14 protein-coding genes and 1 pseudogene are annotated in these 15,412 nt (G+C 68.4%); 6 read left to right on the top strand and 9 right to left on the bottom strand.

The window, feature by feature from the left end:
- Positions 1 to 46 precede the first annotated feature (46 nt).
- Positions 47 to 466: a hypothetical protein gene (locus CPH93_RS12360; RefSeq protein WP_173909794.1), complete on the top strand. Its 420-nt coding sequence runs from the start codon at positions 47 to 49 to the stop codon at positions 464 to 466.
- A gap of 60 nt (positions 467 to 526) precedes the next feature.
- On the opposite strand, the gene CPH93_RS12355 is transcribed toward CPH93_RS12360, so the two are convergent.
- Entirely contained in the window at positions 527 to 1,552 is a 1,026-nt protein-coding gene (locus tag CPH93_RS12355) for an alpha/beta fold hydrolase (protein WP_159394989.1), read from the bottom strand.
- Between the two features lie 296 nt (positions 1,553 to 1,848).
- On the opposite strand from CPH93_RS12355, the gene CPH93_RS12350 reads away from it, so the two are divergent.
- Positions 1,849 to 3,000, top strand: coding sequence for a baeRF10 domain-containing protein (locus CPH93_RS12350; RefSeq protein WP_096212869.1), 1,152 nt, complete (start codon positions 1,849 to 1,851; stop codon positions 2,998 to 3,000).
- A gap of 90 nt (positions 3,001 to 3,090) precedes the next feature.
- On the opposite strand, the gene CPH93_RS12345 is transcribed toward CPH93_RS12350, so the two are convergent.
- Positions 3,091 to 3,690, bottom strand: coding sequence for a TetR/AcrR family transcriptional regulator (locus CPH93_RS12345; protein ID WP_096212868.1), 600 nt, complete (start codon positions 3,688 to 3,690; stop codon positions 3,091 to 3,093).
- A gap of 118 nt (positions 3,691 to 3,808) precedes the next feature.
- Between CPH93_RS12345 and CPH93_RS12340 the strand changes: the two genes are divergently transcribed.
- Together CPH93_RS12340 and CPH93_RS12335 are read left to right on the top strand one after the other, a co-directional pair.
- Positions 3,809 to 4,576 carry a class I SAM-dependent methyltransferase gene (locus tag CPH93_RS12340; protein WP_096212867.1) on the top strand — a complete coding sequence of 256 codons (768 nt, stop codon included), beginning with the start codon at positions 3,809 to 3,811 and terminating at the stop codon, positions 4,574 to 4,576.
- Positions 4,577 to 4,781: 205 nt separating this feature from the next.
- Positions 4,782 to 5,381, top strand: coding sequence for an SLATT domain-containing protein (locus tag CPH93_RS12335; RefSeq protein ID WP_096212866.1), 600 nt, complete (start codon positions 4,782 to 4,784; stop codon positions 5,379 to 5,381).
- A 37-nt stretch (positions 5,382 to 5,418) separates the two neighbouring features.
- Here the strand turns inward: CPH93_RS12335 and CPH93_RS12330 are convergent, their stop codons facing one another.
- Positions 5,419 to 6,156, bottom strand: coding sequence for an SDR family oxidoreductase (locus CPH93_RS12330; protein ID WP_096212865.1), 738 nt, complete (start codon positions 6,154 to 6,156; stop codon positions 5,419 to 5,421).
- A 228-nt stretch (positions 6,157 to 6,384) separates the two neighbouring features.
- Between CPH93_RS12330 and CPH93_RS12325 the strand changes: the two genes are divergently transcribed.
- Positions 6,385 to 7,212, top strand: coding sequence for a helix-turn-helix transcriptional regulator (locus CPH93_RS12325; protein ID WP_096212864.1), 828 nt, complete (start codon positions 6,385 to 6,387; stop codon positions 7,210 to 7,212).
- Between the two features lie 142 nt (positions 7,213 to 7,354).
- Here the strand turns inward: CPH93_RS12325 and mgt are convergent.
- The 6 genes and pseudogenes from mgt to CPH93_RS12295 all read right to left on the bottom strand — a co-directional run bounded on the left by mgt (position 7,355) and on the right by CPH93_RS12295 (position 13,990).
- Positions 7,355 to 8,675: pseudogene (gene mgt, locus CPH93_RS12320) on the bottom strand (macrolide-inactivating glycosyltransferase).
- Positions 8,676 to 8,716: 41 nt separating this feature from the next.
- Positions 8,717 to 9,607 (bottom strand): toll/interleukin-1 receptor domain-containing protein, encoded by an 891-nt coding sequence (locus tag CPH93_RS12315; protein WP_093484868.1) that lies wholly within the window; start codon positions 9,605 to 9,607, stop codon positions 8,717 to 8,719.
- A gap of 52 nt (positions 9,608 to 9,659) precedes the next feature.
- The gene (locus tag CPH93_RS12310; RefSeq protein ID WP_096212862.1) at positions 9,660 to 11,126 is read right to left on the bottom strand and encodes a vWA domain-containing protein; all 1,467 of its coding nucleotides are present in this window, start codon (positions 11,124 to 11,126) and stop codon (positions 9,660 to 9,662) included.
- A 315-nt stretch (positions 11,127 to 11,441) separates the two neighbouring features.
- Complete coding sequence (locus tag CPH93_RS12305; protein ID WP_231977290.1) at positions 11,442 to 11,858, bottom strand: hypothetical protein; 417 nt, start codon at positions 11,856 to 11,858, stop codon at positions 11,442 to 11,444.
- 156 nt (positions 11,859 to 12,014) lie between these two features.
- Positions 12,015 to 12,695 carry a peptide-methionine (S)-S-oxide reductase MsrA gene (gene msrA, locus CPH93_RS12300; RefSeq protein ID WP_096212860.1) on the bottom strand — a complete coding sequence of 227 codons (681 nt, stop codon included), beginning with the start codon at positions 12,693 to 12,695 and terminating at the stop codon, positions 12,015 to 12,017.
- Positions 12,696 to 12,826: 131 nt separating this feature from the next.
- Positions 12,827 to 13,990: a hypothetical protein gene (locus CPH93_RS12295; protein WP_096212859.1), complete on the bottom strand. Its 1,164-nt coding sequence runs from the start codon at positions 13,988 to 13,990 to the stop codon at positions 12,827 to 12,829.
- A gap of 256 nt (positions 13,991 to 14,246) precedes the next feature.
- Between CPH93_RS12295 and CPH93_RS12290 the strand changes: the two genes are divergently transcribed.
- The gene (locus CPH93_RS12290) at positions 14,247 to 15,398 is read left to right on the top strand and encodes a cystathionine gamma-synthase (protein ID WP_096212858.1); all 1,152 of its coding nucleotides are present in this window, start codon (positions 14,247 to 14,249) and stop codon (positions 15,396 to 15,398) included.
- Positions 15,399 to 15,412 lie beyond the last annotated feature (14 nt).

The raw sequence follows: 15,412 nt of genomic DNA, 5'->3' as shown, positions 1-15,412 counted from the left end.
CCTGCCCCGCCGAACCGCAGGCGGCGGGGCGGGGGCCCGATTTCAGATGTCTCTTTACGGCCGTGACGACATCGAGTGGGATCAACTGGTCCAAGCTGGAACGAAGTTCCTCATCGAACGCGCCAGGCTCGGCAAGGTCACGACATACACAGAACTCAACTTCACGCTGGAGAGGCGAACGGGATATCGCCCCTTCGACTTCGAACGCCCCGCTGAGCGCGCCGCGATGGGCCATCTGCTGGGCCTGATCGTCGTACGCGACCACGAAAGCGACCCCGCCGCTCCACGACTCATGCTCTCGGCCCTGGTGCACTACCTGGGCGCCAACGACGCCGGATCCGGATTCTATGAGCTCGCCAGACAGGTCGGCCTGCTGTCGCCCAAAGCATCCAAGGCCGCGAAGGAAGAATTCTGGATCGGCCAGATCAAGGCGCTGTACGACCGGTACGGCGCCCCGCGACCATAGCGGTCCGCCCACCGTCCCTTTCGCCCCGTCAAGAAGGCGGACTACTTACCACTTTGCGGACTACTTACCACTTTGCTGCCCACGGGCCTTCTCGACCACCTCACGCACCGCATCGATGACGAGCTGCGGCTGATTGTTCTGGATGTTGTGGTCACTCCTCGTCCTGGTGACGTGTCGCGCACCGGGAAACTTCCGCGCCAGATCTCCTTGCGAGGCGAGTTGCGCCCGCCAGAAGACCTGCGGGTAGTCCGCCGGGGCGCCGGCCGGCAGACGAGCACGGAATGCACGGGGGTCGAATTCATCCCCGGTCAGCACCACCACCGGTACCTTCGGCACGGGCGGAGCGGCCCGCACCTGCCGGAACACGGTCACCGGATCCTGCCTTTCCACATCCTTCCACTGGGCGATGCGCTTCTTGTCGTCGCTGCGCTCCAGCGCCAGAAAAGTGGCGAACTGCCCCGGCGTGAGCCGCGATTGCAGGAATTCCGTCTCGGCATCCACGAGAACGAGGCCGGACACCTCATGCGGGTACTCGCCGGCATAGATCCTGACGATCGGCCCGCCTGCCGACCACCCCACCAGCACATAAGGGCCGGGCACCTTCGCCGCTTTCAACAACGTATGCAGGTCCGCGACGTCACCACGCGGCGTCGTGGGCTGAGGGACCGACGTCGAGGTGGTGACCTTCCCGCCCTCCCGTGCCGTTCCCGGGCGATCGTAGGAACAGACTCTGGTGAATCGCCCCACTCCGGGATATACGGCCGAGCTGCTGGCCTTCATCGCGCCGCCAGGACCTCTCACATATCTCCAGGTATCAGCCGCGGCGACCAGCCCCGGCACAAGAATGACCGTCGGAGACCCGCTGCCGTGGCACTCCAGGTACATCTTGCGCCCCTGACCGACATCGACCAGCCGCGCAAAGGACGTCGAGGAATCGGAGCTCGCGTCCGCCGAGAGGGCGGAGTGCGTGGCGGAGGTACTGCAAGCCGTGCCGAGCAGCGCAGCCGCGACCAGAATTCCGGCCGGCCCGAGAATTCCTCCGCGAACCCCGCAATCACCCCGGCGGACAACGCCAGATCGACTCATCTCACTCCCTCGTGAATGCTCGTACCGGAGAATTCGGCCGGGTCCATCGGGATGCACACGGACGCGCCAAAGCCACCCGTCCACCGCCCGCCCATGATCTCCCCAGGGGCGGGAATATCGCGGCAGTCCCGTACGGAGAGTCGTCACTTCCGAACGAACCGTCATCGGTCCTGACACGGAGGAGTGGCCGGGTCTCAAGCCCGTCACCAGCGTGACCCTGCGTACCCCCTGCGGTTGCCGCGCCCCTGCACACCCCGTTACCTGGAAGCGAGGGCTCATCGAGCGGAGGAGCGCCAATGATCACCCAAGGGCAGGTCGACCGGATCCTCCAGCTGGGCGGCAATGGACTTCCGCTGGTCTCCCTCTACGTTCCGGTGGAACCGGGCCCGCCCGGCCGCCGTGAGTTCACCACCCGTGTGGCGAGCCTGCTGGATCGCATCCGGCCGCTCGCGGAGGACCGCGAACGGGAGCACGAGGTGCGGATCTCGCTCCGCGACGACATCGCGAAGATCGAGAAATCCCTCGGCGCGGAGCCCGTCGAACCGGGCACCGTCGCGGTCTTCTCCTGCAGCGGCAACGACGTCTACGAAGAGGTGTGGCTGCCGCGAAACGGCCACGAACGCATCGTGGTGGACGCCGATCCCTACGTCCGTCCGCTGCTGGGCGTGCTCGACGAGTACTACCGCACCTGCGCGGTCCTCGTGGACAAGGGCAGCGCCCAGGTCTGGGAGTACTACCTCGACCAGGCCCGCGAGCTGGAGGCGATCCGCGACCGTACGCTGCGCAAGCCCAACTTCGCGGCGGGCCTGGCCGAGTACGGGGTCCGCAACAAGGCCGACGAGCTGAGCAAAAAGCACTACCGGCGGGTGGTCGGTGAGCTCAAGCAGCTGTTCGGGAGCGGCGGCTACGACGTGCTCGTCGTGGGCGGCCATCCCCACGAGGTGCCGGTCTTCCTCGATTACCTCCCCCTCGACCTGCGGAACCGGCTCGTCGGCAGCTTCACCGTCGACCGCGAGACCGCGACGTCCGCGGACATCAAGCAAAAGGTGCAGGAGCTCGTCTCCGCCCACGCACACGAGGAGCAGCGGCGGCTCGCCGACGAGATCCTGCAGGCCAAGGGGGCCGGGCGGCTCGGCGCCGTCGGGCTCGACGAGACACTGTGGGCGGGCTCGCTGGCCGCGATCCGGACGCTGGCCGTGGACGGCGAGTCCGCCGCTCCGGGGGCCGTCTGCGACCAGGACAGGCTGCTTGCCCGGTCGGCGGGGCCCTGTCCGCTCTGCGGGGAGCCGCTGCGGGAGGTTCCCGACGTCATCGACGAACTGACCGAGGCCGTCATCGACGACGGCGGCGAGGTCCGCCACCTCGACGTGGAAACGGAACTCCGCCCCCCGCAGACCGGCGCCCTGCTGCGCTTCGAACTGCCTCCGCAGCCCACTGCCGCGACGTAGTTCGCCGGCCCCTTGCCCGCGACCCGTGGCACATCGAAGTAATGCGCGCGCCCTTCAGGCACCGGCCGCCCCCTCCCGGCACCGGCCCCTTCAGAGCCCCGGCCCGCTCACGACACCCGCAATCACCGTCATCACGACCTTATGGACGGCTCTGGCCTCCGGCGGCCCTCCTTCCCCATCGGCGAAGAGCAGATGCCCCGCCCCGATCAGCGTGGGAGCGAGCGTGTCGACGTCGGCGTCCGCTGCGATGCGGCCCCGTTCCCGCTCGGCGGCGAGGTAGGAAGCGACCATGGTCGTGGCTTCCGTCAGGACCGGGATGCCGGTCGGCGTGGTCCGGCGCAGCCGGGCGCGCAGTTCGTCCCGGAAGGTGACGAGGCCGATGATCCGCACGGCGACCGACTCGAACAGGGTCGTCAGCGCGGCGGTGAGGTGGCCGGCGACGGTGCCGGTCCCCGCGGCGTCGCGCAGGGCGGCTGCCTGGGCGTCGATCCGGGCGATGCGGTCCCGTACGAGCTCGGCGAGGAAGTCGTCGAAATCGGCGAAGTGCCGGTGCAGGAGACCCTTGGCGCACCCTGCCTCCGTGGTGACCGCCCGGCTGGTCAGCGCGTTCGGCCCGTCCCGGAGCAGGACGCGCTCGGCGGCGCCGAACAACTGCTCACGCGCGTCCCGCATGGCCACCCCTGTCGGCACCGTGCCACCGCCTTCCCTCGTCCCGGTCCCACCCGTTGACGAGTGGGCATGTGCCCACCATAGTGGGCGCATGCCCACTTTACCGTTCTCCGGGAATGAGCCTCATCAACACCGGCTGATGGCCGAGTCGTTCGGCTCGGACGCCGAACGCTACGACCGGGCCCGCCCCCGCTACCCCGACGCCCTGGTGGCGGCGATCGTCGCCGGCAGCCCCGGCCCCGACGTCCTCGACGTCGGCTGCGGCACCGGCATCGCCGCCCGGCAATTCCAGGCAGCCGGCTGCAAGGTGCTCGGGGTCGACGTCGACGCCCGCATGGCCGACCTGGCGCGGCGCAGCGGACTCGCGGCCGAGGTCGCCGCGTTCGAAGCCTGGGACCCGGCCGGCCGGGACTTCGATGCCGTCATCTCCGGGCAGACCTGGCACTGGCTGGACGCGGCCGCCGGCGCGGCCAAAGCGGCGCAGGTACTGCGTCCCGGCGGCCGGCTGGCAGCGTTCTGGAACGTGGGCCAGCCCCCACCCGACGTGGCAGAAGCCGCCGCCGCGGCCTGCCAACGCGTCATGCCCGACGCGCCGTTCAACCTCCGGACGCCGACCAAGCAAGCCCTGGACGGCTACCAACCCCTGCTCACCAAGGCCGCCGACGGAATCCGCGAGACGGGCGGGTTCACTACCCCGGAACAGTGGCGATTCGACTGGCAGTGTTCCTACACCCGCGACGCATGGCTGGACCAACTCCCCACCCATGGCATCTTCACCCAACTCCCACCGGACAAACTGGCAGAGGTCCTGCATCACGTCGGCTCCGCCATCGACGCACTTGGCGGCAGCTTCACGATGTCCTACGCGACGGTAACGCTCACCGCATCGCGAACGGGCGGGTCCTGACCGGGCTTCACGGTTGCCGAACTCCTCGGGAAAGCATCCGGAACGGCAGCGCAGGCAGCGCCAATCTTCGTACCCTCTACGTCATGCGCACTGACGCTGCACCTACTCCGGAACCAGGCGGACCGAAGGATGGTCACCTCCGGGTGATCGCTGTACTCGAAGGGAAAACCTTGGCCGGTAGTTGCGGGGAGGGCGAGTGCGGGTAATGGCGCAAATCAACATCACCGCCACCAAGGCTCCCGTCATGCCTGAGGGGCGAGATTCCGTACTTGATGCGTATGACCTCCTCTTCAGGTGGATGGAAGAAGAGTCCCTCAAGGCTTACGAGTGGTACATGGAGGAAAAGAGAAGCAAGGCTGCTGCCTCCAAGGTCCTTCGCGCTCTGTCCATCGCTGGTCTGACACTCGGAACTGTTACCCCTGCGGTGTCGATTTTGACCGGGGGAGCGATTCCCACCGAGTCCGGGTACGTGGTTCTTGGACTTGCCGGCGGCTTCCTTCTTCTGGACAAGGGCTTCGGCTTCTCGTCCGCCTGGGGGAGGTACATGGTGTCCGCCACCAAAATTCTGTCCTCACTGAAGGGGTGTCAAATCAGGTGGTCCATGCTGCTGGCGGACTGGAAGGGAGGCCAGCGGGATGAATCGGTTTTGATCGAAGAAGCGAGAGAGATCATTACGGGTCTCGTGGTTGCCCTGCATGAGACCTTGGAAGGTGAGACCGCCGAATGGCTGAGCGAGTTCCATCAAAACCTGGAAGGTGTGCGGGCGATGGTGGGTGAATTACCCGGGCGCAGCATCGCCGGCTGACCTGACTGGTGTCCCGGCGATCACTGCATGGCAGAGGTCAGCTCTGCGCGGTGGGACGGACGACGATCTCGCTCACATCGACCGCGGCGGGTTGTTCGATGGCGAACGCAATGGCGCGGGCGATCGCGTCGGGCGGTATCGCGATGTCGTCCCGCATCTTCGTGATCTCGGCTCTGACCCGCCTGTTGGTGGACGCCTCGGCGAAGTCGGTGGCCGTCGCACCGGGCGAGACCGTGGTCACCCGCAGGGATTCGCCGGCCTCCTGACGCAGCCCTTCGCAGATGGCCCGGACCGCGAACTTGCTGCCGGCGTAGACGGCCATGGCGGGGACGACGCGAAAGGCAGCCGTGGAGGCGGTGGTGACGAAGTGCCCGGTGCCCTGCGCGCGGAAGACCGGCAGAGCGGCGGCGATGCCGTGCAGCACACCCTTCACATTGACGTCGATCATGTGGTCCCACTCCTCGACGCGCAGATCGTCCAGAGGCGAAATCGTGCCGACCCCGGCATTGTTGACCAGGACGTCGAGCCGGCCGAAGCGCTCTCCGGCCAGCGCGACCAAGGCGTGCAGGTCGTCCCGTCGGGTCACGTCGGTGCGGATCTGCACGGCCGCGCCACCCGCCTTCTCGATCCGGGCCACCAACTCCGCCAGACGCTGCGACCGGCGCGCGCCGAGGACGAGTTGCGCGCCGCGTTCGGCGAGCCGTAGCGCCGTCGCCTCGCCGATACCGCTGCTGGCTCCCGTAATCGCCACCACTTTGCCCTCGATTCCGGACATGAGGACTTCCTTTCCCTTTTCCGTACCGGGTCTGAGGCCCTGGCGGCGACTCGTGGAAGAGCATCGAGCCGTTGCCGGGGCCGGCCGGGCCCCAACGTGCCCATGGAATAAGGCCGTCGGCACCGCCAACGGCCTGTACTCGCGTACGAGTACGCCTACGAGAACGAGTCTCCTGGAGCCTTAACCTGGTATCCAGAATGCATTTATTCTGGAACCGGGAGTTCTCCCATGTCGCTACAGCCGGACCGACGCCGTCAGCTGGGTGCGTTCCTGCGCAGCCGAAGGGAGCGCCTCACTCCGGACGAGGCCGGCCTGCCGCGGACCGCTCGCCGCCGGACCCCGGGGCTTCGCCGGGAGGAATTGGCAGTGCTGGCCGGGATCAGCGCCACCTGGTACACGTACCTGGAGCAAGGCCGGGAGATCCGCGTCTCCGAACAGGTGCTGACCGCTCTGGCCGAGGCGCTGCGGCTCGACGGGCCCGAGCGCGCTCACCTTCTCCAGCTCGCCGGTCACGCGGCTGCGGCTGAATCCGAGCAACGCGAGCCGCTCAAGGACGAGGTGGCAGCCGTGCCGCTGTTGCTCCAGCCGAACCCGGCGTACCTCATCGGCGGCAACTACGACGTGCTCAGTCACAACCGGGCGGCCGACGAACTGTTCCCGCGGCTCCTCGGCGACCAGGCGGAGCGGCCGGCCAACTTCGTCCGCTGGATGTTTCTCGAACCGGTGGCCCGGGACGTCGTGATCGACTGGGAACCCGAGGCACGCGGCCTGCTCGCCCGGCTCCGGACGCAGGCCGGACGCCACCCCGCTGACCCGCGATACACGCGGCTGATCGATGAGTTGAACGAGGCGAGCCCGGAAGCGCGGGCCTGGTGGCGCCAGTACGAGGTGCAGGCCCGGCGCGGCGGACGCAAACGGCTACGGCACCCGGCACGCGGACCGGTCGAGTACGCCTACACCGCATTCCACCTGGCCGAACAGCCGGAACAGACGCTGGTGGTCTATGTCGACAGCAGTGAACGGGCCGACGCCGACCCGTTCGTGCCCGGCGGATGAGGGCGAAGACCGGCGGCAGTACGGCCGGTGGCAGTACCACCGGCTGCACGCCGGACGCCGACCGCTGCGGCCCGCCGCCCCAATGTGGGTGACGGGCCGGGCGCCTCAGTCGATCGCGGGGGAGGGGGCGAGCTGCGGGTGATCACTTCTCCGTCGAGGCACTGCCGCCGGTGCCCTTACCCGGGCGTAGTTCGGCCTCGATGAGGTCGGCCGCGCGCCGGGTGCCGCCTTCGGCGGCCATGTCCCGCTGGATGGACGCGAGGCGGCGCCTCACTTCCGGGTCGTCGACGAGCGCGAGCACCGCGGCGCGGAGGGTGGCGGCGTCCGCCTGGTCCATCGGCACGTGGCGGGCCACGCCGAGCCCCTGGAGCATGTCCGCGTTGCCGAACTGGTCGACGGCCTGCGGGACGGCCACCATGGGAGTGCCGGTGGCCAGGCCCTCCTGGCTGCCACCCGCGCCGGCATGCGTGAGGAAGGCATCAGCCTTCCGCAGGATCGCCAACTGCGGTACCCAGTCGCGCACTTCGACGTTTCCGGGAACCTCGCCGAGCTCGTCGACGGTGACGTGCTTGCCCACCTGGAGCACGGTGTGCCAGCCCGGCAGGTCGCCGAACGCCTTGACGCACTCGCGGTAGAAACCGGGCTGCTTGGTGAAGGACGAGCCGAGTGAGACCAGCAGCACGCGCTCGGCGTCCGCGGGCCGCTCCCAGTCGCCCTGTGCGGCGCGGTCGCCCTGGCAGGCGCCGACGAAGGAGTGCACCGTCTCGTCGACCCGGTCGGCGTTCGGCTGCAGGGCCTTCGGGATGAGCACGATCGAGCGGTCGGGACGGCCGACGAACGGGTCGGGGTGCTGGCTGATCCCGTTCTCCGCAAGCCAGTTGGTGAACTTCTCGTAGTACGCCCTGCCGCGCTCGGTCGCCCTGGGCTCCGCCCACATCGGCTCGGCGACCTCCTCCTCGTACCCCTCCCACGCCACGAGGTTCGGCGAGAGGGAGACCGCGGGCACGCCCCAGCGGCGAGCGAGGACACGCGCCGGATACGAGGTGATGTCGTGCAGCACGAGGTCCGGCTCATCCCCCTGATACGCCGCGATGAGCTGCGGCAGCGCCTGGATCGCGTCGTCCAGGAACGGCTCGACGTTGTCGAGGAGCGTGCTCCCCCACGCCGACGGGTCGTCGTCGGGCGAGGGCAGCGTGGTGCGGTACCGCACCGGCTCGGCGCCGGTCTCGGCCACCTTCTCCCCGAAAATGTGCGGGATCGCGTACGTGACGCGGTGCCCACGGGCGACGAGCTCGCGGATCACTTCGAGGCTCGGGTTCACGTGCCCGTGGGCGGCGATGGAGAACATGGCGATATGGGCGCGTGTGGTGGACACCGGGTTCGTCATGGCCACGAACGTAGGAGAGACGATACGTCTCGTGCAACGTATTTCCGAGCGGGCAACCCGAAGTTGTGGTCACCATCCTTCGGTGGAGTCGGATTTCGGCCGGCGCCGGCGGACTCTTCAGTGACTGAGCAGGAAACTGATGAACTCGTCGAACACGGTCTTGTTGGCGCTGGAGATGTAGCGCTTGCCCCTCAGCAGGATCGGGATGTGTTTCGGCTCGACGTCCGCCAACAGCACCGGGATGATCCTGGTCGATGACTCACCGCTGAGCTCGCGGCTGAGGACGCCTCCGTACTCCGCCGTAACCCACTCCCCTTGGGAGGACTCGCTGATACAGGCCAGGAGATAGCGGCTGTCGCCCAGCCCCTCGTTTATCTTGCCGGGAACACTGTCACCGGGCTTGATCTGCTCGCTGTCCAGCCAGTACGTGAGCCCCCTCGCGGCCAGTGCCTTGGCGAGGCCCTTCACCTCTTCCTTGGTGTCCGACGTGTGGCAGAGGAAGACGTCCCACTTGGACTTCTCCCTGGCCGGCCGGGATGCCGCCGAGACGATCGGCATCCGGGTCTGCTCGATGGACCAGGACTTGGCGAGCACACCCGCGCCGTAGAACTTGACCAGCCCCGCGTGCCCCGGGAAGGGCACGTGGGGGCAGACCGTCGTCAGCTCGTACGTGCGGTCTTCGGCCCTGATCTCCCCGCGCATCCGCCCGGCGAAGAACTCCAGGGTGAAGTGGTTGTAGCCACGCGAAAGCCGGACCGGTTCCTGAAGTTGGGCGAGGGGCATGAGCAAGCCCTCCCGGAACACCCCGAACCTCGCGACGGTGGTCTCGTCGGCCGCCTCCTGCGGCGCTGTGTAGAAGGCTACGAACGTCCAGGCCAGGTCGGCGCGGCAGACCAACCCGGCACCCGTCGACCGGCGTTCGGTCAGGCGGATGTCGGCGGAGACGGAGCCGTTGAGCATCGGGCGAGCCGCCAGGTCGACGGCGTACGAAGCCGCATACGGTCCCATTCCGCCACCGTGGCCGGTGAGCAACCGGTCGCCGACCGGCGTCCACTCCGAGCTATTGGAGACGTGCCAGTTGCTCACTGAGAGCCTCGCGCTTCTGCTCCAGGTCGGCCCGCTGCTCCGGGAGGCGTCGGATGAGGGCGTCGATGACGCCCAAGGCTTTGACCAGCAGGGAGATTTCGACGTCCTCGTCCGACGCGCTCACGTAGTTCCAGCGGACGCGGCCGCGCTGTGCCTCGTGGCTCATGCCCTTGCGCAACGGCAGCAGCAGGGCCCGTACCTCGGGCTCGCTCCTGTACTGCTGCGTCAGTTCGGTGAGGAGCAGAGCCGTCTCGCTCATGCTGAGGTGCTTGCCGATATTGGCCCATTCCACGTCCACACGGTCCGTGCCGATGTCAGCCCGTTGGCGCATCAATTCCGCCTCGGCCCGCCGCATACGCGCCACCTCGGCCTCGAGCATCTCCGTCATGTCGCTGAGATCCGGCTCCCCGGACTCCATGCCCTTGAGCATCTTCTCCTCGGTCTGCGAGGAGCGGTACTGATCCACCACGCTGCTCACCAGTGCGTGCACGGGAGTGGTGACGACCTCCGCCTGCGGGACCAGCGCGATGTCCGTCGTGGCGGAAGTCACCGTGCTTGTGCCGTCGTACAGGGTGGCCCCCAGGGTGAACTGGGAGCCGACGATCTGCGTGGGGTCGATCTGCAGGCGTACGGCGAAGTTGAAGAGGTCGTCGCCCTTCAACGGACGCAGCCCGTAGCGGCGGGAGACTTTCCGCAGGGAGTTCAGCTCCTCGCTCACGCTGACGCCGGGGGGCAGGCTCAACTCGACTTTGGAGCGGTCGAGGACCACGCTCAGGGCGTTGCGGAACTCTTCTTCCAGGATGCTGTCGATACCCGACTCGGCGATGTACCAGAACCGTCCACCCGAGGCGGTCGCGATCGCTTCCAGGAGGTCTTCCTGGAAGTCGCTGTCCCTGCCGACCCCGATCGTCGAGGTGGTGATGCCCTCGTCCCGGGCTCGTGTCGCCACTGCCTCAAGGGCCGACTTCTTGGTCTCTCCCTCGTTGGCCAAGCCGTCCGAAAGGAGAATCAGCCGGCCGTAATGCTCGTCGGTCATGTGGCTCTGCAGTTCCAGCAACCCCTGGTACCAGCCCAGCGAGAGATTGGTGAGCGACCCGGGCCGGATCGACTCGAGCTTGCCTGCGACCTGGTCCCGGGGCGTCTGTGGATTGACCACCACCTGGGCGTCGGAGTCGAATACGACAACCGTGAACAGGTCGTCGTCCTTGATCCGTTCGAAGATGTCCAGGCAACTGCGCTTGGCTGTCTCGAGTTTGCCCTGGGCCTCCATACTGCCGCTGCGGTCGATGACCAGGCAGAGGTTCATGGCCCCGCCCGAACTGGCCGTGCTCTCGCCGGTGCGGCACCTGACCTCGATCGCCACGTCGAACTCGGTGACCTCGTCGTTCCGGGCCGCAGGCCTCTCGGGCAGAACAAGGATTTCAATGGCTTGATCGTCCATGTTGACTCCCCCCATAGGCAACAGAGAAGCACATTGAGGGGACCTTGAGGAGGCAGTACGCGACGATTTGATGGCGGAGAGGGAGCGTGCCTTTCCCCGCGCGCCCCCTTTGTCGGGGGCGAGTGAATGATGCGCCCAAGGTCAATTGGCTATCCCGACAGGACGTCTTGCCACCGTTCCCCAGGAGTAGGTACCGGGGCCGGCTGAGAGAGCTTCTGCTCGTGCTGCCACTCAGCCCAGGCCGGCGCTCGGGGAGATCCCGGACGTAGCATCCCGTTGCGCTGTGCCAGTTGCTGTGGATGGCCGCAAGTGTGGTCATTTGAGAGCCACGCCGGGGATGAAGGCCACGAGACCGGAGAGGAAACTGCCGATCGCAGCCAGCGTCACGAGGGTGGCCTTGCCGTCCGTGAACAGTCCCGAGCAGAAGGCGCGGAACTGACGTCGCAGGATCAGCATCTTGAGTTTCTGCCAACGGTGCTGGCGGATGTGGCAGCCCATAAGGATTCCGGTCGCGTTGTTACGGCAGCCGTCTTCCCGCCCCCTGACGGGGGCGCCGCATGTCACCGGTGCTTGGAAGAGAGACCAGATCAGGACCAGGGCTGACAGAGCGGCGACAATCGCCGGTCCCGCTGCCTTGTTGATCCATGCGGCGATCAGCAATGCCGCCGCGATGATGCCCCACCATTGCCCCAAGCCGCCGAGCCGACCGCTTCTCGCCCCCGAAGTCGCCATGGTCTCCATGGTGACGAGACGTGTGCGACCTAGCGAGCCGCCCTGGCTTCCTGGCCGAAAAGGACCTCAAGGCGGCTGATGATCGATGTCGGACAACCCTCTGCGGCCCAGGTGAGAGCAAGGCCCCCAGGGGCCACTGACGTACTGCGTCGGCAGTTACTGGTCCCCGTCCGGCGCCGGCGCCACCCCCACCGGGCAGCTCACCCCCGTCCCCCCGATCCCGCAGTACCCCGCCGGGTTCTTGTCGAGGTACTGCTGGTGATACCCCTCCGCCGGATAGAAGGGCCGAGTGGTGTCCGCCGGGAGGATTTCGGTGGTGATGTCGTCGCCGTGGCCGGAGGTGTGGAGGGCGGTGCGGTAGGTGTTGCGGGAGGCTTCGGCGGCCTGTTGCTGGGCGGGGGAGTGGGTGTAGATCGCGGAGCGGTACTGGGTGCCGACGTCGTTGCCCTGGCGGAAGCCCTGGGTGGGGTCGTGGGACTCCCAGAAGAGCTTCAGGAGGGACGTGTAGGGGACGACTGCCGGGTCGTAGACGACGCGGACGGCCTCGGTGTGGCCGGTGTGGCCGCTGCAGACCTCTTCGTAGGTGGGGTTCGGGGTGTGGCCGCCCTGGTAGCCGACGAGGGTGGTCCAGACGCCCTCGGTCTGCCAGAACTTCCGCTCGGCGCCCCAGAAGCAGCCCAGGCCGAAGTCGGCGATCTCCAGGCCGTCCGGATACGGGCCCAGCAGCGGGTTGCCGAGGACGGTGTGCCGGTCGGGGACGGTGAAGGCCCGCTCGGGGCGGCCTTCGAGCGCCTCCTCCGGGGTGGGGAGCTGGGTCTTGAAGCGGGAGAAGAGCATGAGATCAGGCTCCTGGGCTGGGCTGGGCTGGGGCGGGGCAGCGGCAGTCGGGGTTGCACTGCCGGGAACGCGTAGGGAGGGGGAGGTATTCCGGCCCGGCGGGGGGCAGCGTGGTTCCCGCCGGTCGCCGGTTACTGGGGTCCCGCCGGCGGGAAGTCCGCCGAGCTGCCGCCGAGTTTCTCCCAGCCCGCGATGGCCAGGGCGCGGTAGGCGGCGTACTCGGCGGCGGGGCTGCGGCCGTACGACCAGGGGACGGCGCCGACATGGCCGTCCACCAGGCGGAGCTGTTCCATGGCCTCGGCGTAGCGCTCGGCCCGTACCAGGAACCAGACGAGCAGGTGGCGGACGTGCGGGGCCATGGGGTGGTCGGCGGGGGCCTCGCGGAGGGCGAAGTGGGCGCCCTCGATGGCGCGCTCGACGACCGCGCTCTGGTAGAGGCTGCGGACCATGTTGGCCTCGGGGAGGTGCTCGTAGACCGCGAAGAGGGGGAGGGCCGGCAGGAGGGTCTTGGCGGGGGCGCCGGCCGCAGCGCGCTCGGCGAAGGCCTCGGCCTCCTTGCGGGAGCCGTGCCACTTCTGCGACCAGTAGGGGAGGGCGGCGAGGTGGGCGCCCATGTGCTGTGGGGCGCGCTGGGCGACCTTGGACCACAGCTCCTCGTAGTCGGCGGGGCGGTCGCCCAGGCCGCGGGCGACGGCGAGCTCGATGATGTACGGGAGAGGGCTGCCCGGCGCCAGCAGGGTCGCCTCCCGGCAGACCGTACGGGCCTCCTCCAGGATCATGCGGAAGTCCTGCGAGCCGGGATCGCGCAGCGCCTGGAGGACGAGGAACTGGGCGTGGGTCTGGGCGCCGCCGGGGTCCTTGGGCGCCTCCGTGCGCCAGGTGCGCAGCCAGATCCCGCCGGTGCGGCCGCCGTCGCCGTATCCGGGCGCCGTACCGCGCAGCTGTTGCTCACTGGCCTCCTGCGCGGCCAGCTCGAAGGCGGCGGCGCCGGCCAGCGTCTGCACCCGCTGCCAGCGGCGTTCCCAGTCGTCGCCGGTGGACTTGAGCAAGGCGGCCGCCGGGCGCCAGTCGTGGGTCCGGCGCATTTCGGACAGTGCGTCGTCCAGCTCCTGATCGGGACCCGGCAGCCGTACGTCGAGCTCCTCCAGCGGTACGAAGCCGTAGCCGGCCATCGGGTCGGCGGCCACCGCCATGCCCTGCCGGGTGTGCTGTACCGCCCGCCGGCGGCGCATCCAGGGCAGGAAGACGAAGCCGCCGAGCGCGAGCGCGGCGAGGAGAAGCAGCAGTGCGTCCATGTGGGTGTCCTGTACCTGAAATTCTTGTTACGGCTGCCGTGCTGGTCAACGGGCCCGGACCGCCGACGATTCCCGGTGCGGCGGGCGGTCACCGGTGCCGCGGCGGGCCGGGAGCGTGACGGAAGGGGCGGGGTGGCGGGGTGCGGCGGACGGGATCTGGCGGGAACTGGTGTGCGGTCCTTTCGTAGGTATCCACTATCCAGCCAACCAGAAAGTTCCGAAAAGTTCGGTCGTCCGGCCGACTACGCTCGGCGGCATGAGCGAACAACACGCACAGCACTTCGAAACCGTTGCCATCCACGCAGGTCAAGAGCCTGACGAGGCCACCGGCGCGGTGGTACCGCCCATCTACCAGGTGTCCACCTACAAGCAGGACGGCGTGGGCGGGCTGCGCGGCGGCTACGAGTACAGCCGCAGCGCCAATCCGACCCGTACCGCCCTGGAGGAGAATCTCGCGGCGCTGGACGGCGGCCGCCGCGGCCTCGCCTTCGCCTCCGGCCTCGCCGCGGAGGACTGCCTGCTGCGGACCCTGCTGGTCCCCGGCGACCATGTCGTCATCCCGAACGACGCCTACGGCGGAACGTTCCGCCTCATCTCCAAGGTCGTCGAGCGGTGGGGCGTGGAGTGGTCGGTCGCCGACACCTCCGACCCGCAGGCCGTACGCGATGCCCTGCGGCCCCGTACGAAGGCGATCTGGGTGGAGACGCCCAGCAACCCGCTGCTCGGCATCAGCGACATCTCGGCGCTGGCCGGCGTCGCCCGGGAAGCCGGCGTCAAGCTCGTCGTCGACAACACCTTCGCCAGCCCGTACCTCCAGCAGCCGCTGGCCCTCGGTGCGGACGTGGTCGTCTACTCCACGACCAAGTACATGGGCGGACATTCGGACGTGGTCGGCGGCGCCCTCGTCGTCAACGACGATGCGCTGGGTGAGGAACTCGCCTACCACCAGAACGCGATGGGCGCGGTCGCCGGCCCCTTCGACGCCTGGCTGGTGATGCGCGGCATCAAGACGCTCGCCGTCCGCATGGACCGGCACAGCGCCAACGCGGCCCGCATCGCGGACCTGCTGACCTCGCACAACAAGGTGACCCAGGTCTACTACCCGGGGCTGGCCGAGCACCCGGGCCACGAGATCGCCACCAAGCAGATGCGGTCCTACGGCGGCATGGTGTCGTTCCGGGTCGCGGGCGGCGAGCAGGCCGCGGTGGAGGTCTGCAACCGCGCCAAGCTGTTCACCCTCGGGGAGTCGCTGGGCGGCGTCGAGTCGCTGATCGAGCACCCGGGGCTGATGACGCACGCCTCGACGGCCGGTTCGCTGCTGGAGGTCCCGGCCGACCTGGTGCGCCTCTCGGTCGGTATCGAGTCCGTCGACGACCTGCTGGCCGACCTCACGCAGGCGCTGGGCTGACGCAGCCCTCGTCC

It is taken from the genome of Streptomyces sp. 2323.1 (assembly GCF_900221035.1).
Classification (GTDB): Bacteria; Actinomycetota; Actinomycetes; order Streptomycetales; family Streptomycetaceae; genus Streptomyces; species Streptomyces sioyaensis.
Note: the sequence above shows the minus strand (reverse complement) of the source record. Positions and strands in the feature narration are given on the sequence as shown.

Bases quoted from the DNA above. Each gene is read 5' to 3' on its own strand.
- CPH93_RS12360 (WP_173909794.1), top strand. From the start codon at position 47: ATGTCTCTTTACGGCCGTGACGACATCGAGTGGGATCAACTGGTCCAA.
- CPH93_RS12355 (WP_159394989.1), bottom strand. From the start codon at position 1,552: ATGAGTCGATCTGGCGTTGTCCGCCGGGGTGATTGCGGGGTTCGCGGA.
- CPH93_RS12350 (WP_096212869.1), top strand. From the start codon at position 1,849: ATGATCACCCAAGGGCAGGTCGACCGGATCCTCCAGCTGGGCGGCAAT.
- CPH93_RS12340 (WP_096212867.1), top strand. From the start codon at position 3,809: ATGGCCGAGTCGTTCGGCTCGGACGCCGAACGCTACGACCGGGCCCGC.
- CPH93_RS12335 (WP_096212866.1), top strand. From the start codon at position 4,782: ATGGCGCAAATCAACATCACCGCCACCAAGGCTCCCGTCATGCCTGAG.
- CPH93_RS12330 (WP_096212865.1), bottom strand. From the start codon at position 6,156: ATGTCCGGAATCGAGGGCAAAGTGGTGGCGATTACGGGAGCCAGCAGC.
- CPH93_RS12325 (WP_096212864.1), top strand. From the start codon at position 6,385: ATGTCGCTACAGCCGGACCGACGCCGTCAGCTGGGTGCGTTCCTGCGC.
- CPH93_RS12315 (WP_093484868.1), bottom strand. From the start codon at position 9,607: ATGGGACCGTATGCGGCTTCGTACGCCGTCGACCTGGCGGCTCGCCCG.
- CPH93_RS12310 (WP_096212862.1), bottom strand. From the start codon at position 11,126: ATGGACGATCAAGCCATTGAAATCCTTGTTCTGCCCGAGAGGCCTGCG.
- CPH93_RS12305 (WP_231977290.1), bottom strand. From the start codon at position 11,858: ATGGCGACTTCGGGGGCGAGAAGCGGTCGGCTCGGCGGCTTGGGGCAA.
- msrA (WP_096212860.1), bottom strand. From the start codon at position 12,695: ATGCTCTTCTCCCGCTTCAAGACCCAGCTCCCCACCCCGGAGGAGGCG.
- CPH93_RS12295 (WP_096212859.1), bottom strand. From the start codon at position 13,990: ATGGACGCACTGCTGCTTCTCCTCGCCGCGCTCGCGCTCGGCGGCTTC.
- CPH93_RS12290 (WP_096212858.1), top strand. From the start codon at position 14,247: ATGAGCGAACAACACGCACAGCACTTCGAAACCGTTGCCATCCACGCA.